General features: G+C 62.1%; 19 protein-coding genes. 6 read left to right on the plus strand and 13 right to left on the minus strand.

Translation table 11 applies throughout. The features are described from left to right. Positions 1 to 28: 28 nt before the first annotated feature. The 8 genes from BW978_RS19500 to hemN all read right to left on the minus strand — a co-directional run bounded on the left by BW978_RS19500 (position 29) and on the right by hemN (position 7,972). Entirely contained in the window at positions 29 to 760 is a 732-nt protein-coding gene (locus BW978_RS19500) for a PAS domain-containing protein (protein WP_076397503.1), read from the minus strand. Positions 761 to 995: 235 nt separating this feature from the next. Then, complete coding sequence (locus BW978_RS19505) at positions 996 to 1,925, minus strand: lipid A biosynthesis lauroyl acyltransferase (protein ID WP_076397504.1); 930 nt, start codon at positions 1,923 to 1,925, stop codon at positions 996 to 998. Positions 1,926 to 1,929: 4 nt separating this feature from the next. After that, positions 1,930 to 2,958 (minus strand): zinc-binding dehydrogenase, encoded by a 1,029-nt coding sequence (locus BW978_RS19510; protein ID WP_076397505.1) that lies wholly within the window; start codon positions 2,956 to 2,958, stop codon positions 1,930 to 1,932. Positions 2,959 to 3,128: 170 nt separating this feature from the next. Beyond that, complete coding sequence (locus tag BW978_RS19515) at positions 3,129 to 4,418, minus strand: beta-ketoacyl-ACP synthase (protein WP_076397506.1); 1,290 nt, start codon at positions 4,416 to 4,418, stop codon at positions 3,129 to 3,131. Positions 4,419 to 4,430: 12 nt separating this feature from the next. Then, the gene (locus BW978_RS19520; protein WP_076397507.1) at positions 4,431 to 5,636 is read right to left on the minus strand and encodes a beta-ketoacyl-ACP synthase; all 1,206 of its coding nucleotides are present in this window, start codon (positions 5,634 to 5,636) and stop codon (positions 4,431 to 4,433) included. A gap of 101 nt (positions 5,637 to 5,737) precedes the next feature. Then, complete coding sequence (locus BW978_RS19525; protein ID WP_076397508.1) at positions 5,738 to 6,211, minus strand: 3-hydroxyacyl-ACP dehydratase FabZ family protein; 474 nt, start codon at positions 6,209 to 6,211, stop codon at positions 5,738 to 5,740. 27 nt (positions 6,212 to 6,238) lie between these two features. Continuing rightward, positions 6,239 to 6,517: an acyl carrier protein gene (locus tag BW978_RS19530; protein WP_003502893.1), complete on the minus strand. Its 279-nt coding sequence runs from the start codon at positions 6,515 to 6,517 to the stop codon at positions 6,239 to 6,241. Between the two features lie 105 nt (positions 6,518 to 6,622). Next, the gene (gene hemN / locus BW978_RS19535) at positions 6,623 to 7,972 is read right to left on the minus strand and encodes an oxygen-independent coproporphyrinogen III oxidase (RefSeq protein WP_076397509.1); all 1,350 of its coding nucleotides are present in this window, start codon (positions 7,970 to 7,972) and stop codon (positions 6,623 to 6,625) included. A gap of 189 nt (positions 7,973 to 8,161) precedes the next feature. On the opposite strand from hemN, the gene BW978_RS19540 reads away from it, so the two are divergent. After that, positions 8,162 to 8,887 (plus strand): Crp/Fnr family transcriptional regulator, encoded by a 726-nt coding sequence (locus BW978_RS19540; RefSeq protein ID WP_076397510.1) that lies wholly within the window; start codon positions 8,162 to 8,164, stop codon positions 8,885 to 8,887. Positions 8,888 to 8,954: 67 nt separating this feature from the next. On the opposite strand, the gene cbiB is transcribed toward BW978_RS19540, so the two are convergent. The 4 genes from cbiB to cobA are packed head-to-tail and all read right to left on the minus strand — an operon-like array spanning position 8,955 to position 13,085. Then, positions 8,955 to 9,932, minus strand: coding sequence for an adenosylcobinamide-phosphate synthase CbiB (gene cbiB / locus BW978_RS19545; RefSeq protein WP_076397511.1), 978 nt, complete (start codon positions 9,930 to 9,932; stop codon positions 8,955 to 8,957). Further along, a complete protein-coding gene (gene cobD, locus BW978_RS19550; protein WP_076397512.1) occupies positions 9,929 to 10,933 on the minus strand; it encodes a threonine-phosphate decarboxylase CobD in 1,005 nt (334 codons plus the stop codon). Before cobD ends, cbiB begins: the two co-directional genes overlap by 4 nt. Continuing rightward, positions 10,930 to 12,231 (minus strand): cobyrinic acid a,c-diamide synthase CobB, encoded by a 1,302-nt coding sequence (locus BW978_RS19555; RefSeq protein ID WP_076397513.1) that lies wholly within the window; start codon positions 12,229 to 12,231, stop codon positions 10,930 to 10,932. Before BW978_RS19555 ends, cobD begins: the two co-directional genes overlap by 4 nt. Then, the gene (gene cobA, locus BW978_RS19560) at positions 12,228 to 13,085 is read right to left on the minus strand and encodes a uroporphyrinogen-III C-methyltransferase (protein ID WP_175616918.1); all 858 of its coding nucleotides are present in this window, start codon (positions 13,083 to 13,085) and stop codon (positions 12,228 to 12,230) included. Before cobA ends, BW978_RS19555 begins: the two co-directional genes overlap by 4 nt. A gap of 107 nt (positions 13,086 to 13,192) precedes the next feature. Here cobA and BW978_RS19565 point away from each other — a divergent pair, with 107 nt between their 5' ends. Together BW978_RS19565 and BW978_RS19570 are read left to right on the plus strand one after the other, a co-directional pair. Then, the gene (locus BW978_RS19565) at positions 13,193 to 14,329 is read left to right on the plus strand and encodes a cobalt-precorrin-5B (C(1))-methyltransferase (protein WP_076397514.1); all 1,137 of its coding nucleotides are present in this window, start codon (positions 13,193 to 13,195) and stop codon (positions 14,327 to 14,329) included. Continuing rightward, the gene (locus BW978_RS19570; protein WP_076397515.1) at positions 14,319 to 15,011 is read left to right on the plus strand and encodes a cobalt-precorrin-6A reductase; all 693 of its coding nucleotides are present in this window, start codon (positions 14,319 to 14,321) and stop codon (positions 15,009 to 15,011) included. The genes BW978_RS19565 and BW978_RS19570 overlap by 11 nt, the downstream gene beginning before the upstream one ends. Before the next feature lie 12 nt (positions 15,012 to 15,023). On the opposite strand, the gene BW978_RS19575 is transcribed toward BW978_RS19570, so the two are convergent. After that, entirely contained in the window at positions 15,024 to 18,437 is a 3,414-nt protein-coding gene (locus tag BW978_RS19575) for a YhdP family protein (protein ID WP_076397516.1), read from the minus strand. A gap of 122 nt (positions 18,438 to 18,559) precedes the next feature. On the opposite strand from BW978_RS19575, the gene bcp reads away from it, so the two are divergent. The 3 genes from bcp (at position 18,560) to BW978_RS19590 (ending at position 21,317) form a co-directional block, all read left to right on the plus strand. Further along, entirely contained in the window at positions 18,560 to 19,027 is a 468-nt protein-coding gene (gene bcp, locus BW978_RS19580) for a thioredoxin-dependent thiol peroxidase (protein ID WP_076397517.1), read from the plus strand. 1 nt (position 19,028) lies between these two features. Beyond that, complete coding sequence (locus tag BW978_RS19585; RefSeq protein WP_076397518.1) at positions 19,029 to 19,874, plus strand: ferritin-like domain-containing protein; 846 nt, start codon at positions 19,029 to 19,031, stop codon at positions 19,872 to 19,874. A 90-nt stretch (positions 19,875 to 19,964) separates the two neighbouring features. Then, positions 19,965 to 21,317 (plus strand): peptidoglycan DD-metalloendopeptidase family protein, encoded by a 1,353-nt coding sequence (locus tag BW978_RS19590; RefSeq protein WP_175616919.1) that lies wholly within the window; start codon positions 19,965 to 19,967, stop codon positions 21,315 to 21,317. The last annotated feature ends 56 nt before the right edge of the window (positions 21,318 to 21,373 follow it).

Below are 21,373 nucleotides of genomic sequence, written 5' to 3' on the forward strand. Positions count from 1 at the left end.
AGACCGGCACCATTTGCCTAGGCAGAAATCAGGCGGCGACGCCACCATAGACCGGTTCACATTCGCCAAGTGTCAGGATGGCGCCGCTGATGGTGCCGTCTGCAGCACGAAGCGGGCTGAAGCGAGCGGGTAAGTCGCCGGTGACGGTTACGGCAGACATCCGCGCAACGAAGGATCCCGAACGGCCAGCAAAGGCTGAATCGAGCGCATCCTGAAGCCAGCCATGACCGCCGGCAGCTAGGCCGAGATCAAAGACGCTGCGTCCAATCAACTCGATCTGCCGCGTGCCAAGCATGCTGGCCATGGCCGTGTTGGCGAAGAGATAGCGACAGTCGCGGGTGACCACGGCCACACGTTCCGGCAGATTGTTAAGGATCGCCTCGTTCAGCTGCTCATCGTCACCGTCACGCGGCTGGCACGCGTCGAAAGCCCGTGGTGCGGGGCTCTGGTCACTGCGCTTTGGACCGAAATAGCGTTCGATCAGCAAGGACAGCATCGAGGCGTGGCGCAGCACGCAGGCCCCATCATCGGCATCCTCCCGCAGCAGCTTCATCAGAAGCCGCATCTGCAGATAGACATCGTCGAGATCTGCGGCGCGGTAGCTGATGAGGGCTGCGATCATCGGATCGATCTCGCGATCCAGCATGCGCACGAGATGGTCGTCACCATTGCGGATGGCCTGCTGCAACTGAAGGTTCTTCAATGAAACCGCTTCGAACATCGCGCGCAGATTCGAATCACGGAATTCGCCAGAAGACATCAGCAACCTCATCCCACAGGTGTGACAAAAGAAATGATTACGTCACACAACTTTTGGCGTCCGTAACATGAGGTTGCGTCACCTTCAATCGCTACGGGCACTCACGCGCATCGCAGCCCAAAAAATATCTGCAATATCAGATGAAACGAATAGGCGATAAATGCGCATGGCGACCGGCGCCGACGCTTGACGCACATTGCGATTTATCCTTCAGACGAGCCTGAAGCAGAGACCGTCAGATCTTGTCCTTGATCGCCCAGCGATCGTGATACCAGAGCCACTGCTCCGGATATTCCCGAACCCAGGCCTCGACCTTGTCGTTCAACAGCTGGGCGGTGGCGTTCACGTCCACCTGGCCACGCTCATTGCGCGGCACAGAGATGCGGGGCTCGATCTCCAGACGGAAACGATTGCCGGGCAGGCGGATGCAGCGCGCCGGATAGACTTCGCATTCGAACTGACGCGTCAACTTGGCGAGCAGCGGATTGGTCTTGACCGGCTGGCCGAAGAACTGGGTCTCGACGCCCTTCCAGAATTTCTGATCGACGAGCACGCCGACGCCGCCGCCCTGCTCCAGCTGCCGGGCCAGTGCGAACGAGGACCCAGCATGCGATGGCACAAGCTTGCCCATGCGCTTGCGGCGGAAGTCGAAGACCTTCTCGGCGATATAGGGGTTGTTCGGCGGCCGGAAGAGAACGGTGACGTAAAGCCCGAATGCAGCACCCGCGACCGGCAACAGCTCGAAATTGGCGGTATGGCCGGTAAAGACGATGAAGGGACGCGGATTGTCCCGCAGGTCGAGAAACTGCTCGACGCCCGACACCTCTACCCTGCCCTCGCCTGGCTTTTCCGGATCGAAGTCGAACAAACGGTCGAGGAAAACATATTCGGCGGCAAGCCGGCCCATATGGCCCCAGCTCGCCAGCGCGATCTCCTCCCGTTCGGCATCCGACTTGTCGGGAAACGCGTTGCGCAGATTCACCTGCATGAGCCGGTGGCGCTTCGTCTTCGGCCCGACCCAGCGCATCAGCCGGTCGGCAAAGTTGATCGCGGCATCCGCCGGCAGGATCTTCAATGCCGTCAGGAAGCCGAAGGCCGCCTGGGCGACGGACCACTGATAGAACTTGCGCAGCGCCAGAACGATGCGGGTGACGAGCATCCGCACGCGGTCAGTCCATCTTCAGGATAATCTTGCCAAAGACCTGGCGGCCTTCCATGCGGGCAAGGGCCTTGTCGATATCGTCGAAAGATACCTGCGTGTCGATGACGGGGTGCACGAGGCCGCGCGCTATCTTCTGCATGGCATCCGCCATGTTTTCCATGCGGCAGCCGAAGGAGCCAAAGAGCTTGAGTTGCTGCTGGAAGAGCATCATCAGGTTCACTTCGGTCGACACACCCGAGGTCGAGCCGCAGGTCACGAGACGGCCGCCGCGCTTCAGGCAGAACATCGATGCCGCAAACGTATCCTTGCCGACATGTTCGAAAACGACGTCGACGCCCTTCTTCTTGGTGATCTTGCGGACCACGCCTTCGAAGCGGTCGGTGCGATAGTTGATGACGTGATCGGCACCCAGTGCCTTGGCCGGCTCGATCTTGTCGTCGGAGCCGACGGTGGTGATCACAGTGCAGCCGATCTTCTTGGCAAGCTGGATCGCCGCCGTGCCGATGCCGGAACCGCCGGCATGGATGAGGATGGTTTCACCCGGCTGGAGCTTGGCATTGTCGAAGAGCATGTGCTCGACCGTGCCGAAGGTGACGGGGGCAAGAGCTGCGGCAACCGCATCTACGCCCGGAGGGGCCGGAACGAGCAGGCGGGCCGGCAGATTGATCTTTTCCTGGGCAAAGCCGTCGAGATGGAAGCCATGCACGCCCGAGACGTTTTCGCAAAGATTGTCACGGCCTTCGCGGCAGGGTTTGCAGAGACCGCAGGTGCGCGCGCCGTAAACGGCGGCGAGTTGGCCCGGCAGGATATTGCCGACGCCAGGACCGATCGCCTCGACGACACCGGAAGCTTCCGCACCGATGACAAGCGGCATCTTGCGCTTGGCGAACGCCATCCCGCGCCAGCCCCAAACGTCGATATGGTTCAGCGCGACAGCCTTGACGCGCAGCGTAACCTCACCCGGCCCCGGAGCATCCGGCTCCGGCAGGTCAACGATTTCTAGCTTGCGGTCTTCGACGAGTTGCAATGCGCGCATGACATGTTCCTTCAGGGCCTATGGGGCGGATGCGGATGAGGCGTCGTCACGCTCTCATCGTCAAACCAGGGCTGCCCCCGGCATCTGCCGACCTTCGTTGTTCTTGCGAGGTACGTGTGGATCCTCGGCTCGAAGGCCAAGGATGACGTCCCGAATTGTTGGCGCAGGCCTTAGACCGGTTCCCGCGTCATGACAAGGCTGGCGTTCTGACCACCAAAGCCGAAGGAATTCGAGAGCACAGCCGAAACCGAGGCCTCCCGCTTCACGTTCGGCACCACGTCGAGCACGATCGAGGGATCGGGGTTCGTGTAGTTGATGGTTGGCGGCACCGTGCTGGTCAGCATGGTCTGGATCGAGAACACTGCCTCGACCGCGCCGGCGGCCGTCAGCGTGTGGCCGATCATCGACTTGTTCGACGAAGCCGGAATGGCGTCCTTCAACCGGTCCCCGAAGACCGAGAGCATGGCGCCATATTCCATCTTGTCGTTCTCAGGCGTCGATGTGCCATGAGCGTTGATGTAGCCGATCGCGTCCTCGGACAGGCCAGCATCGACGAGCGCTGCCTTGATCGTCGCGATCGCAGGACCGCCGTCCGGCGACGAGCGCGTGCGGTGGAAATGATCGGCCTTTTCGCCACAGCCCTTGATGATGCCGAGCACCTTGGCGCCGCGGGCAATGGCCGATTCCAGCGATTCCAGCACGAGCGTTGCCGCACCCTCGGCGATGACGAAGCCATCGCGTTCCTTGCTGAAGGGCTTCGATGCCTTTTCCGGTGGGTCGTTCTGGGTGGATAGCGCCGAGAGCAGCGAGAAGCGGATAACCGCTTCCGGGCTGATCGAGCCGTCGGTCGCAACTGTCAGCGCCCGCTCCGTGCGCCCCTGGCGGATCGCCTCGACGCCGAGCTGGATCGCGGTGGCACCCGAGGCGCAGGCGGTAGACAGCGTCACCGGCAGGCCGCGCGTGCCGAACTTGTCGGACAGACGCTCGGAAATAGAACCAAACTGCACGGCTTCGAGGAAGACCGGATCCGGCTGTTCGCGCATGGCAGCAAGAAAGCGGTCATAGGCATCGCCCGGCTGGGTCGAGGCAGGTGCGCGCTCGGCCAGCGCAAAACGGTCATGCCATTCCGGCTCGACCGGTGGGGCTGCCAGGAAGAGCGGGCCGTTGAAATCGCCATTGATGCCGGCCTGGGCCAGTGCCTCGATGGTCGTCTCACGGGCCAGCGCATAGGAGCGCTCGACGGCATTGTTGGCGGGCACGGCGATGAAATCGACGGTTCCGCCGATACGCGTAGACATGCCCTCGGTGTCGAAGCGCTTGATGTAGTGGATGCCGGATAGTCCCGACGTCAGCTTCGACCAGTTGTCAGAGAGACCCTGGCCGAGCGAGGTGATGACGCCCATGCCGGTGACGGCGATGATCGGGCGGCCGAGATGATCCTTGAAACGGCTGTCGGTCATGGATCTAGTTCCTCACGCATTCGCCGACAGCACGGCGAGGCCTTCGCCCCGCACATAGCCGACGGTGGAGATGATGGCATGTTTCGCAGGACCGGCCTGGGCCGCTTCGTTCGCAGCGTCAAAGGCAGGCACCGTGGCGCCGGCGTCGATGGCAAGCGCTGCGAGCGCGAGGCCTGCCGGGAACTGCGCCTCGACGGAATGGCCGATTGAACCGGCATAGCCCCGCACCGGCATGCCGGCGAAACGTTCCGCAAGGTGAGCCTTCTCCCGTTGCGTAAGGTCGGCGAGACCGGACGCGCCGGAAAACACGATAGTGTCCGCGGCCGACAAAGCAGCCGCCTCCGGCACCATGTCGCCGAGGCGGGCTTCGAGCTTGCCCTCGTCGCGATTGCCGCGATCACCTTCGACAGCGTCGAGCACGGCATAGATATGCGCGCCACGGGCTTCGGCATGTTCGCGCGATTCCAGCACCAGGAAGGCGCCGACCGTGCCGAGGATCATGCCACCGCCCGAAGAACCATCGCGCGACCAGAGCGGCTGCCAAGGTCCGGTCTGATGGGCGCGGATGCCTTCGACCAGAAGCAAGATGTCGGGACGCTCGGAAACAAAGGCGCCACCGACAAGCGTGTGGGTCGACTGGCCGGCCTTGATGCGGGCAAATGCGGTTGCGATCGCCGAGATGCCGGCCGCTTCTTCACCCATGAAGGTGCGCGAGGAACCGGTGACCTTGTGGACGATCGAGATATTGCCGGCGAGCAGGTTGGAGAGCTGCGCCAGGAACAAGGTCGGGCGAAGCTCGGTCTTCAGCTTCTCGATCAGGAATTTCTCGCGGTCGTTGCGCTTCAGCGCCTCATCGACGATCAGGCTGTCTACGGCAATGTCACGTTCACCACCGCCAGCGGCCACGATCAGGTCCATGGTGCCACAAGCGTCCGCATCATCCTTCATGCCAGCATCGTCAAGCGCCAATCCAGCGGCAAAGACACCGAGCCGCTGCCAGTTTTCCATCTGGCGCTGGTCGCCACGCTTGGCGATCTGCTGCGACCAGTCGATCTCGGGCAGCTTGTGCACGACGTAAGGCGCGAACTTTTCGGTCTCAAGCACCGGTTCAGGTGCGGTCTTTGCGGAGAGCAACGCGAGATGCGCGTCCTTGCCGGTGCCGTGGCAGGTGACGATCCCGACGCCGGTGATCACCACATCATTCGGTTGTTTGACCATATGCAATCCTCTCGCCGGCAGGCTCACCGGCGTAAAATGCGGGTTTTCCCGAATAAGGCCGCAAGGTCAATAGGAATTGTGCCCTTGCGGCCGAAAGCGTGTCAGCCTTGGGCCGCCATCGCGGCCATCAGGCCAACCTCTTCGGCGCGTTTGCGCACGATCGACGCGAGCGGCACCTCGGAGAACGGCATGGTGCGAAGCTTCAGCTGGGCGTCGCAGACCTTCTTGCCGCCGCTCGTGATCTTCGCCTTGGTGACGGCAAAGCCCGAACCGTCATGCTCAAGGTCCGCCTCGATATCGAGGACGGCGCCGGGCTCGACGAAGGTGCGCATCTTCGCGCCATCGACGGACATCAGGAAAGGCATGGCTTCGAAGTCCTTGACGGCAAGCAAAAGCATGCCGGAGGCCTGCGCCATGGTCTCGATCAGGAGAACGCCGGGAACCAGTGGCATACCGGGGAAATGCCCTTCGAAGACAGGGCTTTCCATCGGCACCACAGAGGTTGCCTTCAAACGACCAAGGCCGAGATCCACGCTCTCGACCTTGTCAATCATCTGGAAATATTCAAGCAGCATGACGATGTCCGCTCCTTTGGGGGCGGGTCACCCCTTGGCGGCGCGAAGTTCGTCGATCTTGGCGCAGAGGTTCTTCAGCACGAAGTACTCTTCGGTCGAAACCTTGCCTTCGTTGACTTCCTGCGTCCACTGCTCGAGCGGGATCTTGATGCCGAATTCCTTATCGATCGCAAAGACGATGTCGAGGAAGTCGAGGCTGTCGATGCCGAGGTCATCGATGGTGTGGCTTTCCGGCGTAATCGTTTCGCGGTCGATTTCGCTGGTCTCAGCAATGATGTCGGCAACTTTGTCGAATGTAGCGGTCACGCCAGTACCTCATGTGTCTTAAATTCTGGGTTCCACATAAGGAAAACACGGTCAAATGCCAATGGTGGTTTTGTGCGGCAGCGAAATTTGGAGCCGAAGTGTTGCTTAAACAGCAATCGAATGGCGTCCCTTGCCATTGGCGAGATAGCTGTCGAACACGGCGGCAATGGTGCGCGCGAACGGACGACCGGCCTCGGTGATGAAGAAGTGGTCGTCTTCGATCAGACAGATGCGGTCTTGATTGGACTGAGCAAAAGCTCGCGCTTCCGCAACGATCGCATCGACTGCATCACCGAACTCCTGCCGCAGTTCCGAAAAGGACATGGCGAAGCGGCACATGATTTCCTCGATCACCCGGCGCCGCAGCCTGTCGTCTTCGCTGACCTTGATGCCGCGCACGGCTGCCAGTCCGCCGGCGTCGGCCATGCGCTGATACTCGCCAGTCGCCGGCATGTTCTGGACATAGCCCTGTGGCAACTGACCGATCGAGGAGGCACCGAGCCCGATCAGCGCTTCGGCGGCATCGTCGGTATAGCCCTGGAAATTCCGGCGCAGCCGCCCTTCCCGCGCCGCGATCGCCATCCGGTCGTCGGGCAGCGCGAAGTGATCGATGCCAATTGACTCGTAACCGGCAGCAACCAGCATCGAGGCGGCAAGGTTCATCTGCGCGAAACGCTCTTCCAACCCAGGCAGAATTTCGTCCTTGATCATCGTCTGGTGCTTCTTCATCCACGGCACATGCGCATAGCCGAAAAGCGCGATGCGATCGGGGGCAAGGGACAGGATGTCCTTCACCGTTTCAGCCACCGTCGCCTCCGTCTGGTGCGGAAGTCCGTAGAGGATGTCGCAATTGACAGAATTCACGCCGCGCGCCCGGACAGCTTCGACCACCGACTTCGTGTGTTCAAAGGTCTGAATACGGTTGATCGCCTTCTGCACCTCAGGGTGGAAGTCCTGAACCCCGAGACTGGCGCGCGTCATGCCGATGGCGGCAAGCGCATCGTAACGCGGCTCGTCGAGGTCGTTCGGATCCATCTCGACGCTGATCTCGACATCCTCGGCGAAGGTGAAGGCCGAGCGAAGTGCCGCCATCAGGTCGATCATGTCGTCGGGCCGGACCATCGTGGGAGACCCCCCACCGAAATGAACCGCGGTCACGGCAGCGTCGCGACTGACCAGCGCGCCGACCGCCGCAATCTCCTTCTTCAACGATTCCAGATAGATCGCAATCGGCTCGTATTTCAGCGTATGTTTCGTGTGGCAGGCACAGAACCAACAGAGGCGGTCACAATAGGGGACGTGAATGTAGAGCGAGATGCGCTCCTGTCCAGTGATTGCCTTCAGCCACTGCGCATATTTGCCGCAGTCGATGCCTTCGTGAAAATGTGGCGCCGTGGGATAGCTGGTGTAACGAGGGACAGCGCCGGAATACTTTGCCAGAAGAGAATTTTGCATGGTTTTGCGCTGCCTTGAGACGTGTCGAGCTGCGACCAAAGATAGCGCCGTCTCTCGTCCCGGCCTTTGACATCGATCAATTTACTGATACATTTCTCACGTAGAGTTTATCGAAACTCAGAAGCCCGAATTGGGCACTGACCGAGGGGCGCATGGCGTCCGAAGCCGGTCTGATTGGATGGCACGACCATGGATACTTTCAGAAAACATTTTCCGGAATGTGAGGCTCCTGCCGTCTGTCGATCCTGCGACGCGCGCCATGGCGGCCTCTGCTCAGTCCTGACCTCCGCTCAACTGACCGAACTGAACAAGCATTCGATCCGCCGTCGGGTCGACGCCGGTAACGAGGTTATCGGCCAGGGCGAACAAGTCGGAAGCTACAGCAATATCCTGAAGGGCGTGATCAAGCTGTCGAAGATGATGGCCGACGGCCGGCAGCAGATCGTCGGCCTGCAGTTTGCGCCCGACTTCCTTGGTCGCCCGTTCCTTGGCGAAAGCACGATCACCGCAGAAGCGGCGACCGATACGGATATATGCACCTTCCCGCGCAACATCGTCGACCGTATGGTCGGCGAAGTGCCGGACATGGAGCGCAAGCTGCATTCCCAGTCGTTGAAGGAGCTGGACGAGGCCCGCGACTGGATGTTGACGCTGGGCCGCAAGACGGCCCAGGAAAAGGTCGCAAGCTTCCTCTACCTGATCGCGACCCACATCGACCCGGAAAGCGAGGGTATCCAGACCTTCGATCTGCCGCTGTCGCGTGCCGACATCGCCGACTTCCTGGGGCTGACCATCGAAACCGTCAGCCGCCAGATGACCAAACTGCGCAAGGATGGCATCATCGTCATCGAGAACAACCGCCACGTCATCCTGCCGAAGCTCGATCGCCTGCGCGACGCAGCCGGTATCGACTGATCAATCGCCCGTTCTCTTGTCCGAGGACCTGCTGACACGGACCGTGTCCTGGTTCTCTGTCTGAATATCAGATGATCTTCGTGACCACCCAGACGAAGGGGATCAACGCCGCCATGACGCCACAGGCTGCGTAGAAAACGCCTATTCCTGTAAGGATATCTGCAGGTCCGGCATCGCTGCGGCCGGATGCATGCATCATCGGTTCGCTCACCCTTGTGCCGCCATAGACGCGGGGACCGGCAAGTTGCAGATCCAGTGCTCCCGCCATCGCGGCTTCCGGCCAGCCGGAATTCGGCGAGCGATGCAATCCGCTATCGCGCAACGCCGCAGACAACGAGCGACGGCCGGCCCCTGCCCCGAGTTTCAAGACCGTGGCCAGGGCGATGAAAACGGCGGACAACCGCGCGGCCGGCCAGTTCGCGAGATCATCGAGCTTCGCGGAGGCCCAGCCGAATTGCAGGAAGCGCTCATTCTTGTGGCCGATCATCGAGTCAGCCGTGTTCAGCATCTTGTAGGCGAGGATGCCGGGAAGGCCGGCAATCGCGTACCAGAAAGCCGGTGCAACGACACCATCGGCAAAGTTTTCGGATAGGCTTTCGATCGCCGCGCGCGAAACACCGGCCTCGTCGAGAGTCTTCGGATCGCGCCCGACGATCATCGCAACCGCTTGCCGACCTCCCTCGAGACCATCACGCAAGAGACCGTCGGCCACCGCCTGGACATGATCGCCAAGGCTCTTCTGGGCAAGAAAGACGGCAACGATGATCAGTTCGAGGATGATGCCGACAAGGCCGAGATGGCCGAACAGGGCAGAAAGCAGCATGCCGACAACCACTGAGCCGGCGAGTAACGCCACGATCGTGAAGACGCCATTCAAGCGTCGACCTTCGGCTGTGAAACTTGTCCTGTTCAGGCGCTTTTCGAAGAGATCGATCGCTTTGCCGAAGATCACCACCGGATGCGGCACACGTTGCCAGAGCCATGGCGGATCGCCGACGACCCGGTCGAGAACGATGGCTGCAAGAAGGAGCAGCAGATGGTTCATGCGCAAACACTCCGGAATGTTCTGAGCGCCTCGCGGAGACGCGCATCGCCCGCCTCGTCCGGCGCAAGGCCGAAACGCAGCCAGTCTGGTCGGTAGTCGAACTTGCGCGTCAGGATCTGGCGGCTGCAGAGATGCCGGTGCAATTCGCCGGCTCTTGCATCTTCGACCAGTTGGAAGAGATCGGTGCCACCCCAGACTGTAAGCCCGGATTCGGACAGAACCTCTTGAAGTACAAGCGCGCGGCTTCGGATCTGCTGAGCGATGAGTCTGGTATCGGACGACATCAAATGCTCGGCAAGCACCAGCGCCGGGCCGGACACGGCCCAAGGGCCAAGCCATTCGGAAAACTGCGCCGCGACTTCATCAGCAGCGATGACGAAGCCGAGGCGAATGCCGGCAAGGCCGAAGTATTTTCCGAAGGAGCGGAAGACGATCAGGTTCGCACTGTCATCGCCCGCAAGACTCTGGTCGAGCAGCATGTCGCCGAAGGCCTCGTCGACCACCAGCATGCCGCCCCGATCTGCGAGATCACCGGCCAGCGCTCGAAGCTCGCTCGGTGTGTGGAGCCGTCCGTCCGGATTGTTCGGATTGACCACCACGACGAGACCATGCGCCGTGCTGATCTCGTTGAGATCACTGATAGCATCCACGGCAAGCCCGGTAGCCGTGAAGGCGCGCGCATATTCGCCATAGGTCGGCGAGACCACGGCAACCCGCGCACTTGATGGCACCAGGCGCGGCAACAACTGGATGACGGACTGCGTGCCCGGCACCGGAAGTGGCAAACGATGGCCCGAGCGATAGCAGCGCTGCGCCGCCACTCTCGCCGCCATCTCGCGTTCCCGGTCGGGCAAGCGATGCCAGGCCCGCATCGGGATCTCGGGCAGATCAGGCGGACAGGGGTTGATCCCGGTCGACAGGTCGAGCCAGTCTTCAATGCGCCCGCCATAGAGGGCAGAAGCAGCGGCGAGACCGCCACCATGCAGGATCGGCCCGCTCATGCGCCCTCTCCTGCCATGTCGATGAGGTGCATGTAGGACCCGGCAACGGACCCGCGCCTTAGCCCGACGGCACCGAGCGCTTCGCCGAGAGCGTCCTCCGCCTCGAACAAGCGGTCTGCCGCCCCTTCCGAAACAACCGTAGAATAATGGAATTCGTGGCCGGTGTAATTTCCAACGAACAGATCGGGAGCGAGCGATTTCAGCCGCCGATAACCCAGATGCCGTTTGCGGTCCGCATAGCTCGTCACCAATGGCAAGAGCCCGAGCATGGTGTGGCGATGGCCGTCAGCGTCAACGAGCCCATCGCCCAGAACCATATAGCCGCCGCATTCCCCATAGATCCGCGCCCCCCGGTCCGCCGCTCCCATCATTGACGAGCGGAAGCAGACAGCAGAGGCCAATCTCCCGGCATGCAATTCGGGATATCCGCCCGGCAGGTAGATCGCATCGGCATCTGACGACGGACCCTCGTCGGCGAGCGGCGAAAAGAATGAAAGCGTCGCGCCTTGCGCCCGCCAGCCCTCCAGGAGATGCGGATAGGAAAAAGCGAAGGCGAGATCGCGAGCGACGGCGATGTGCTGACCGAGCGGGGCAATGCCACGCACCGGCGCGCATTCTTTGGGAGGAGCTGCCTGGACCATTGGAAGCAGTGTGCCAATATCAATCCCCGCATCTATCGCATCGGCCGCTCGCTCGATGAAGCTTTCGAGCGCCGCATGTTCTCCGGCCTGCACCAGGCCGAGATGCCGCTCCGGGAGGGAAAGCTGCGGGTCACTCCTGAGGCAGCCGAGCACCGGCACCTCGGTCTTTGCCATAGCGCCACGCAACATGGCTTCATGGCGGTCGCTGCCGACACGGTTGAGGATGACGCCGGCGACCCGCACGTCAGCGCGAAATCGCGCAAAGCCCGTTGCAACAGCCGCGACGGATTGCGATGTACGAGCACAATCGACAACCAGCACGACAGGCAGGGACAGAAGGCTCGCGAGATCTCCGGCACTTCCCATTCCATCGGCCGCGCCATCGAAGAGCCCCATCATCGCCTCGATGACCAGCAAGGCATCAGGTGATGTCTGAGCGGCCTGTGCGTGGAGAAACGACGGGCGCATGGCCCAGGGATCGAAGTTGAAGCAGGGTGTACCACTCGCAGCCGTGTGAAAGGCGGGATCAATATAGTCCGGACCGGCCTTGCCGGGCGCGACCACTAGACCGCGACGCTTCAACGCCCGCATCAAGCCGAGCGTCACCACTGTCTTGCCCGAACCGGAAGCCGGCGCGGCGATCAGCAATCCGCTCATGCCGTGTCTTTCCGCTCCACGGCGAAGGGGTCGGGCAGAAGCGTGCGGCCCGAAAGGGCGCCCAGCCAGTCGAGCGAAGGCCTCAGACGCACGACCTCACCGATAACCACGATCGCCGGCGGCTCGATCCCTGCGGCAAGCATGTCCGCTTCGGCGCGTCCGAGCGTGGTTTCGAGCACGGTCTGTTCCGGGGTCGCCGCATTGCAGACGAAGGCCACGGCCTCGTCTGCCCGGCGTCCGGCGGCCATCAGATTAGCGGCGATCTGGCCCATGTGTTTCATCGCCATATACATGACGATGACGGGTGAACCACGACCGATGGCGGCCCAGTCGATTCGATCGGGAACGACTCCGGAGGAATCATGGCCGGTCAGGAATGTCACGGCATGGTTGACTTCGCGGTGGGTGACCGGGATCCCGGCATAGGCAAGCCCGCCGATCCCCGCCGTGATGCCCGGAACGATGCGGAAGGGCACACCATATTCGATGAGCGTCAGCGCCTCTTCGCCGCCCCGCCCGAAAACGAAGGGATCGCCGCCTTTCAGTCTGAGGACGCGGTGACCGGCCTTTGCGAGTTCGACAAGGCGCAACGAGATATCGCGCTGCTTGGCCGACGGCTTCCCGCCGCGTTTGCCTGCATATTCGAGAATGGCGCCACTGCGCGCGAGTTTCAGGCAGTCGTCATTCACCAGAGCGTCGTGAACGATAACATCGGCTTCAGACAGCGCCTTGGCCGCCAGCAGCGTCAAGAGGCCCGGATCGCCGGGGCCCGCGCCGGCAAGCCACACATGGCCGGGCTGGAGGGCCGGCAGGCTCATGGGCAGGGCTAGACGCATCGTGTCACTCATGGTCATGGTCTAGGCCTCGTGCGGCAAAATTGCAATTCCGCCATGGTTCTTTCCGCCCCAAACCTTCGCCCATATGCCTTCCTCAAGACCGCCGGCTCGCCTATAAGCGAGCCATGAGTGACGCCGAGAGACAGGCTGGAGGAAATGGGGCCGAGGGCCACCGGCTTGAAAAGCCGGAAGGCACCCCCTTGCGCAATGGTTGGACGACGGGGGCCTGTGCGACGGCAGCCACCAAGGCGGCCTTCACGGCTCTTCTGACGCGCAGCTTTCCAGACCCGGTCTATATCACACTGCCGAAAGGCGAAACGCCTTGCTTCGCGCTCGCCCGCGAGGGTTTCGACGGCGAGAGCGCCTATGCGGGCATCGTCAAGGATGCCGGTGATGATCCGGATGTAACCCATGGCGCCACCGTAATCGCGACAGTGACCCGCCTACCCCCCGGAAGCGGCATCCGCTTTGTGGCTGGCGACGGGGTCGGCACCGTCACCAAAGCGGGCCTGCCGATTGCCGTCGGAGAGCCGGCGATCAATCCAGTGCCCCGCGCCATGATGACGGCGGAAATCGGAGCGATTGCTGCCGCACATCAGGTGACGCCGGATCTCGAGGTGAAGATCTCCGTTCCCGGCGGCGCACAGATCGCAGAAAGCACCTGGAACCCGAGGCTCGGCATTCTCGGCGGGATCTCCATTCTCGGAACGACGGGGATCGTGCATCCCTTCTCGTGCGCTGCCTGGATTCATTCGATCCACCGGGGCATCGACGTCGCCCGCGCCGAAGGCCTGACCCATTTGCTCGGCGCGACCGGTTCGACATCGGAAAAAGCCGCCCAGATCTTTCATGACCTGCCGGATGGCGCGCTGATCGACATGGGCGACTTCGCCGGCGGATTGCTCAAATACCTGCGTGCCCACCCAGTCCCCAAGCTGACGATTGCCGGCGGTTTCGCCAAGATGACGAAACTCGCCCAGGGCGCCCTCGACCTGCATTCCTCACGCAGCCAGATCGACAATCTTTTCTTTCTTTCAATGCCTTGTAGTCATATCCTCAAAGATACTGCGCGCAGCGCCGTCGAGCACGCGAATACCGCAATGGAAGTGCTTGAGATCATGACACAAGAAGGGATCGCCATCGCCCCAGCCGTTGCCGAGGCGGCAAAACGCACGGCCGAGGGTGTGCTGCGCGACAGTGGCGTGGTGGTGGACATCATCGTCACCGATCGCAAGGGAACGATCATCGCCCATGCGACCTGAACCAGAGGATGCACCACAGAAAATCCTGATCCTCGGCGGCACAGCCGACGCCCGAATTCTGGCGGAAGAGCTCCTGGCCCAAGGCCATGATGTCACCACCTCGCTGGCGGGGCGAACGGTTGATCCGATTCTGCCTGCCGGCGCAGTTCGGATCGGAGGCTTCGGAGGGGCGGAAGGTCTGGCGGTCTATTTGAAGACGGAGAGCTTCGACCGGATGATCGACGCCACCCATCCCTTCGCGCGGCGGATCAGCGAGAATGCGATCAAGGCCGCGGCGATCTCAGGCGTGTCGCTCGAACAGCGGCTGCGCCCGCGCTGGCAGAAACAGCCGGGTGACCGCTGGAGGAGCGTGGCGACGCTTGAGGCGGCGGCCGAAGCCTTGCCATCGGGCGCGACGGTCTTTCTGGCCCTTGGCCGGCAATATCTCGATGCTTTCGTCGGGCGCGATGACTGCCGATTCGTGATCCGCATGGTCGATGCGCCAGAGATGCCGCTCGCCTTCGCGGATTACAGCCTCCTCCTTGGCAAACCGGCAAGCGATCCCGACCGCGAGGCGGACCTCTTCACGGCACATGGCGTCACGCATCTCGTCTGCCGCAATTCGGGGGGGCCAGCGGGCTATGCCAAGATCATCGCGGCGCGACGTCTTGCCCTGCCGGTGGTGATGCTCGAACGCGACTAAGGTTCTGCCCGCTCAGCGGAACTCGAAGATCTGGCGAAACACACCCGGCGCGATGATCGACAACGGGTTGATCACCAGATTCGGCTTCATCGTCGGCCCGGTCAGCTTGAAGGTGATACCGAGCAGGCCGCGGTCGCGCCCATTGCCGAGAATGGCGCCGATCACCGGCAGTTCGCCGAACAATCGGTTCAGCCCATAGGCAGGCATGAAGGTGCCGGTCAGGTCGATGCTTCCGGACTGATCGCGGACGATCCCCTGAAAGGTCGCACCCACCTGCTCCCCGCGAACGATACCGTTTTCGACGCTGAGCGTGCCGCCGACCAGGGACAGACGGGCAAAGGCGCGCTGGAAGCGGGCGGAGCTTACGTCGACATCGCTACGAACGGCACTGTTGAGACTGCGTCCGTCGGCACCGGTCGGCGCGGAGACGATCGTCTGAAGCCGCTCTTCGTTCTCGACCTGGAAGTTGCGCAGATCAAGATTGCCGCTCCAGGCACCGTCGCGCGTTTCTGTCAGGCGCAGATTGGCAAGACCACCGCCGAGGCGTTTGTAGGTGTCGAGAAAGCGCAGGACGGCACCGGCGTCGCTGGTGGTGACGGAGAGTTCTCTCAAGCCTTCGGGCTGACGCAGTTTGGCGACCAATGCCTGACCGCTGCTTGTAACGCCGGAGAAATCGACGGCACTGATCTGGCCTTTGCTCGCCCCATAGATGATCGAAACACCCGACAACTGCTCGCCGCTGAACCCGACCACGCGGTCGAAGCGCCCTTCGATCTTGAGCGAAGTCCGCGAGGCCTTTGTATCGCCGCCATCACCGGACGGCCGCTGCAGGGTGGAGATCAGCGAGCGAGCGTCGAAGGCGCGGCCATTGGCAACGACCGAATAGACGCCCCGGCTGAGACGAACAGTCAGCGCCACCTCGTCTTCCGGCGACAGGCGGACGCGCGACAGGTTGGCGGCGACAAGACCGGTATCATCCGCTGTCATGTCGCCGGAGGCGCCAAAGCCCTCACCATCCAGAGTGAATTTGCGTATCAGCGACAGCTTGCCGTCTTTGGCCAACTCGAACTTTGCGGTCGCGCCAATTCCTTGCCCCTTCGACCAACCTACCCAGGGAATGTTCAGCGTCGCCGAGCGGAGATCGACGGACACGGCCTGCGTCGTTTCGTCGATCCGGCTCAGTTCCAGCTTGATTGCCCCATTGAGGATCTCGCCGAGGCCAGGCGCGAGCTTTTCGCGGGCCGCATTGTCAAGCGTTGCCGTGACAACCCGTTCGCGGGGAACAGCACCGTCACCGCGACGCACCGGCTCAGTGAGGTTCACCTCCATCGGGACATCGTCGATTTTCGCGGATGCATCGAGCTTGGCCTTGTCGCGATCGACCGATAGGGATCCGGTGACATCGGCGATCACACGACCGTCGAAGGGTTTGGCCACATCCACATCGTCGAGCGCGACTTCCGCCGTCCAGCTCGGCTCGGGCGGCGACTGGTCCGGAACCAGGCCGAGACGGATCTTCACCTGCCCGCGAACCTTGCCCGAAAAGTCCGAAGGCTGGAAATCGACAACCTTCAGCGCTTCGATCGGCTTGAAGGAAACGAGTTCGGCCACAGCATCCGCCGCGCCTGCGATATCGAGGTCGATATCCGCCATCAGAGGCTTCTCATAGGCGTCCCGCAGCACCAGACGGCCGCTCTCAAGCTGGACCATGCGCCCCGACGGAAAGAACGAGCCAGCCGAGCGGATGGCGACGTCGACGCGCTCGCCGACCATGTCGAAGCGGCCATAGACGTCACGGAGCGGCGGCAGTTCACCTGTCAGGTTAACGCGTGCATCTTCCAGATCGAAACCGATCTTCAGTTCGTCGGCATCGAGCCGCACTGGCTTCGGGTCGATCGACAGGCGGTTCTGCGGAATGAAGACGTCGACCGTTCCCTTGGGGATCACGCCGCCATAGAGGTTTTCGAGAACCCAGGCGCGCGGCTTGGAGGCAATCCAGTAGGGCCACAATTGCTTCACAACGGTGGTGCGCATGTTCTCGACCACCGCATTGAACCGGATCTCCGGCCCCGTTCCGCCAAAGCCAACCTGCAGCTTCCCGCGCATGTTGCCCTCTGGCGTGGAAACGTCGAGAGTGTCGAGTTGCAGGCGATTTTCCTCGACGAGGTAGCGACCATAGCCCTTCAGGAAGAACGGAAACGGTGCTTCGCCAGCGCTCGGAACATTCGCTTTGCCATTGGTGACCACGAGATCGATGCCGAAACCCTTGCCGAAACTGCTGCCTTCCGGCAACCGGTCGAGATCGATCAGGCCGCCGGACAGTGGAAAGATGGTTTGGTCGAATCGGGCGATCGAATCGGCAAGCTCGATCGTGTCCTTGGCGAAGTCGTAGGAAAGCTTGAGACGGGCATCGGTGATCTCCTGGCGCTGGCCGTCAGAGTAGAAGCCGGCTTTCTGCATATTGATGCCGAGCGAGACGCTGGCGTCCTGGCCGGGTGCCTCGCGCCGAGCATTCAGCAGCAATTCGGCCGAGCCGTCGATCCCCTGGCGCGCCTCGCCCGTACTGGAACGTCGCAGCAGGAACGGGGTCACCCGGATATCGGCAACCCGCATCGTCAGCGATTCGGCCCGACCATCGACATTCGTCGTCAGCGCCGTCAGTTCCGTTTGCTGTCCGTTAACCGCGACGGCACCGAATATCGAAAGCGAACCGTCGTCGCCACGCTCCAGCACGATGTCGTCGATCGCAAGCGTCATCGGTCGGCCGCTCGCACTGGTGGAAGCGATCTCCAACCCGGCAAGGCGCATGCGGTCAAGGCCACCCCGAGTGATGAAACCCTGCAGCCGGTCGAGCTCGGCAAAGGCATCTGCCAGCCGGTCCGGAATATGGTCGATCCGCCATCCGGACAAATCGACTGGCTTCCCCTTTGGCAGTACCGTCGCATCGAGATTGATGCCCTCGCTGACGATCTCGCGGATGGAGAACCGACCGCCGAGAAGCGCCAATGGCTCAAGGATGAAGCGCACCGAATTCGTGAGGGCAACCCTCTCGCCGCCCGCCTGTTCGTGCAACGTGACGTCCCGCGCCTCGACCGACAATTCCATCCCATTGGAGAAGCGCACTTCGGTGCCGCCGATTTTGGCGGTGAACTGCGGTCCGAGCGCATTGTTGAGGACGGCCTGCGCTCGTTGCGCAAGGGCGGCATCCAGAGTGCCGCTTTCGACCACGGCATAGACCGCAAAAATCACGACGGCCCAGAGCCCGGCGAAGCCGGCCAACACCCGCGACAGGCGCCGGAACAGCGATCGCTTCGGCGGCGGACAACGCACGATGAGGGGATCCTCGGCCTGGGCAGACGGAAGATCATGCAGCGGCACAATGTCCCGCTTGCGAAACCGTAGCTTTTCGCCCCGGATCTCCGACATGTCCTGGTGATTGTCTCCGTCGATCGATGCCGCTAACAAGTCGCTCTGGACGACTGCGGAGCGGACTATATATCGAAGTCGCCCACGATCACTCACAAAACGGGCAAAAGAAAGGTTATCCCATGACGGATTTGACAACCGGGGACATGGCCCCCGATTTCTCTCTGCCCCGCAATGGCGGCGGCACCGTTTCGCTTTCCGAATTCGCCGGAAAGGCGGTGATTCTCTATTTCTACCCCAAGGACGACACCAGCGGCTGCACGACCGAAGCCGTCGACTTCTCGGGTCTGACAGATGAATTCGCGAAGCTCGGCGCAACCGTCATCGGCGTGTCCCCTGATTCGGTGAAGAGCCACGACAAGTTTGCCGCCAAGCATAACCTCTCTGTGGTGCTGGCCGCTGACGAGGAGCACAAGGCGCTAGAAGCCTATGGCGTCTGGAAGGAGAAGAGCATGTACGGCAAGACCTATATGGGTGTCGAACGCTCCACCTTTCTGATCGACAAGTCCGGCAAGATTGCCGAGGTCTGGCGCAAGGTGAAGGTTCCCGGCCATGCCGAGGCCGTGCTGAAGGCGACGCAGGCTCTCTGACATGCTGGAGACACGGCAGCCCGAGACGGCTTTTCACTCCCTTCGCGGCGCTGCTACCCTCGCAATCCTGAGCGCCGACCTCGACGAGAAGACGGCGCTCGCTCAGACGGCAGCGATGCGCTGGCATGAGCGGCGCCTGTCGTTGCGCTCGCCGCTCGATCCGCCGCTTCCCGATCGACCGGGCCGCCCGGCAAAACCCGAGCTCGTGCCGCCAAAGGCAGTCGGGAAGCGCTCGCTGCACACCCTGCCCGGCCGCATCGCCCTCCTGCATGCGCTGGCCCATATCGAACTCAATGCCGTCGATCTCGCCCTCGACATCGTCGCCCGCTTTGCCACCGAACCTGTGCCGCATTCCTTCTTCGACGGCTGGATGAAGGTGGCCTACGAGGAGGCCAAGCATTTCCGGCTGGTGCGCGACCGCATGCGGGCTCTCGGCGCCGACTACGGCGACATGCCGGCGCATGACGGGCTTTGGCAGGCAGCCCATTCGACGAAGAACGACTTGACGGCCCGCCTTGCGGTGGTGCCGCTCATTCTCGAGGCCCGCGGGCTCGACGTGACGCCGTCGCTGCAGGACAAGATGCGGGAAACGGGCGATCTCGAAAGCGCCGACGTGCTGAAGGTCATCTACGAAGACGAAAAAGGCCATGTGGCCGTCGGCGCGAAATGGTTCCGCTTCCTCTGCGCCCGCGAAAAGCGTGACCCCGCACGGGCGTTTCAGGACCTGGTCAGCGCCAATTTCCGCGGCCAACTGAAGGCGCCTTTCAACGATGTAGCGCGGGCCGAGGCGGGCCTGACACCATCCTTCTACCGGTCGCTTACCGCCAAGAACAACTCGTCGGTTTGACACGCAATTCCAAGCGCCTAACGCTTCATTAACCCTAATTATGCGTAACTGCTAACGGCGGATCGAACAGGTGACTCGCCGATATCGGGCATGACGCTGCACAAGGCGCGCCCGACTTTATTGGGGGTCAGCGTGACGACGGCTTCGAACAACCAGGTCTTCGGAAAACGCCGGGAGCAGCATATTGTCATCCTGGCGAGCGGCGACCGCATTCGGCACATGACAATCCGTCCCTGGATGGTGGCCCTCACCGTCTGCTTCCTTGGCACGATGGCGATCGGCTATCTCGGCGCCACAACCTATCTCGTTCTGCGCGACAACCTGATTGGCGCCACCATGGCGCGCCAGGCGCGCATGCAGCATGAATATGAAGACCGGATCGCAGCGCTCCGCGCCCAGGTGGACCGCGTCACCTCGCGCCAATTGCTCGACCAGCAGGTGGTCGAGGAAAAGGTCGAGAAACTCCTCGAGCAGCAGATGGCGTTGACCTCGCGCCACGGCCGGATCGACGCGCTTCTGCAGACGGATAGTGCGCCGGACGCCTTACCCACCGATGGCCCACTACCAGCCGAAAAGCCTTTGGTCGATGGCATGGATCACGCTTCCCTCTCGACGGGCACGCAAGCCTTCGCCACCTTGCTCGGGGAGACCGCACCAGAGCCTAAACCCGCGGCCCCGCATCGGCCGGCGCTCGCGCTCGGTTACGTGCCGATGACCGGCGAAAATGTCGCAGACCGCGCGGACCGTCTCTTTTCGAACATGACGTTGTCGCTGAAGGAGATCGAGGCCGAACAGCTTCAACGCATCGAGGAACTGGCAAGCGGCGCCTCGCAGACTGCCGACGAGATTGCCGCGATCCTCAGGCGTCAGGGCGTGCCGATCGACGAGCAGGCAGCACTGACAACGATCGATGCCGTGGGTGGTCCATATCTCGCACCGCAGTCGGATCGGGACTTCAACGCCTCGCTGAATGCGCTGGATGTCGCGCTCACCCGACTGGAGACGGTTCGCGACACCGCCAAGCGCCTGCCCTTCGCCAATCCCGCCCCTGGCCGGGAAATAACCAGCCGATTCGGCAACCGCCCGGATCCCTTTTTTGGCGGACTTGCCATGCATGCCGGCATCGATTTCCGTGCGCCGACGGGTACGGAAATCCGCTCCACCGGTGTTGGCAAGGTCGTGACGGCAAGCTTTTCGGGCGGCTATGGCAACATGGTCGAAATCGATCACGGCCTAGGCCTTTCCACTCGCTACGGGCATATGTCCCGCATTCTGGTGAGCGAGGGCGACACGGTTGAAACCGGGCAAATTCTCGGCCTGGCAGGTTCAACGGGACGCTCGACCGGGCCTCACCTGCACTACGAGATCCGGCGCAACGGCGCCCCTGTCGATCCCATGCGCTTTCTCAACGCCGGAATGAAGCTGACGCCTTTGATCAATTGACGGCGAGGCGACGATTCGCAGCAGGTTTTACGGCGACAGGGCTCCGGTTTGTTGAT

This window comes from Rhizobium sp. RU33A (assembly GCF_900156055.1).
GTDB lineage: Bacteria > Pseudomonadota > Alphaproteobacteria > Rhizobiales > Rhizobiaceae > Allorhizobium.

Excerpts from the sequence above, each read along its gene's own strand:
- BW978_RS19555 (WP_076397513.1), bottom strand. The coding sequence starts at position 12,231 with ATGAGCGGATTGCTGATCGCCGCGCCGGCTTCCGGTTCGGGCAAGACA.
- cbiB (WP_076397511.1), bottom strand. The coding sequence starts at position 9,932 with ATGAACCATCTGCTGCTCCTTCTTGCAGCCATCGTTCTCGACCGGGTC.
- BW978_RS19540 (WP_076397510.1), top strand. The coding sequence starts at position 8,162 with ATGGATACTTTCAGAAAACATTTTCCGGAATGTGAGGCTCCTGCCGTC.
- BW978_RS19585 (WP_076397518.1), top strand. The coding sequence starts at position 19,029 with ATGCTGGAGACACGGCAGCCCGAGACGGCTTTTCACTCCCTTCGCGGC.
- BW978_RS19525 (WP_076397508.1), bottom strand. The coding sequence starts at position 6,211 with ATGCTGCTTGAATATTTCCAGATGATTGACAAGGTCGAGAGCGTGGAT.
- cobD (WP_076397512.1), bottom strand. The coding sequence starts at position 10,933 with ATGAGCGGGCCGATCCTGCATGGTGGCGGTCTCGCCGCTGCTTCTGCC.
- bcp (WP_076397517.1), top strand. The coding sequence starts at position 18,560 with ATGACGGATTTGACAACCGGGGACATGGCCCCCGATTTCTCTCTGCCC.
- BW978_RS19590 (WP_175616919.1), top strand. The coding sequence starts at position 19,965 with ATGACGCTGCACAAGGCGCGCCCGACTTTATTGGGGGTCAGCGTGACG.
- cobA (WP_175616918.1), bottom strand. The coding sequence starts at position 13,085 with ATGACCATGAGTGACACGATGCGTCTAGCCCTGCCCATGAGCCTGCCG.
- BW978_RS19520 (WP_076397507.1), bottom strand. The coding sequence starts at position 5,636 with ATGGTCAAACAACCGAATGATGTGGTGATCACCGGCGTCGGGATCGTC.
- BW978_RS19565 (WP_076397514.1), top strand. The coding sequence starts at position 13,193 with ATGAGTGACGCCGAGAGACAGGCTGGAGGAAATGGGGCCGAGGGCCAC.
- BW978_RS19570 (WP_076397515.1), top strand. The coding sequence starts at position 14,319 with ATGCGACCTGAACCAGAGGATGCACCACAGAAAATCCTGATCCTCGGC.
- hemN (WP_076397509.1), bottom strand. The coding sequence starts at position 7,972 with ATGCAAAATTCTCTTCTGGCAAAGTATTCCGGCGCTGTCCCTCGTTAC.
- BW978_RS19500 (WP_076397503.1), bottom strand. The coding sequence starts at position 760 with ATGTCTTCTGGCGAATTCCGTGATTCGAATCTGCGCGCGATGTTCGAA.
- BW978_RS19575 (WP_076397516.1), bottom strand. The coding sequence starts at position 18,437 with ATGTCGGAGATCCGGGGCGAAAAGCTACGGTTTCGCAAGCGGGACATT.
- BW978_RS19515 (WP_076397506.1), bottom strand. The coding sequence starts at position 4,418 with ATGACCGACAGCCGTTTCAAGGATCATCTCGGCCGCCCGATCATCGCC.
- BW978_RS19510 (WP_076397505.1), bottom strand. The coding sequence starts at position 2,958 with ATGCGCGCATTGCAACTCGTCGAAGACCGCAAGCTAGAAATCGTTGAC.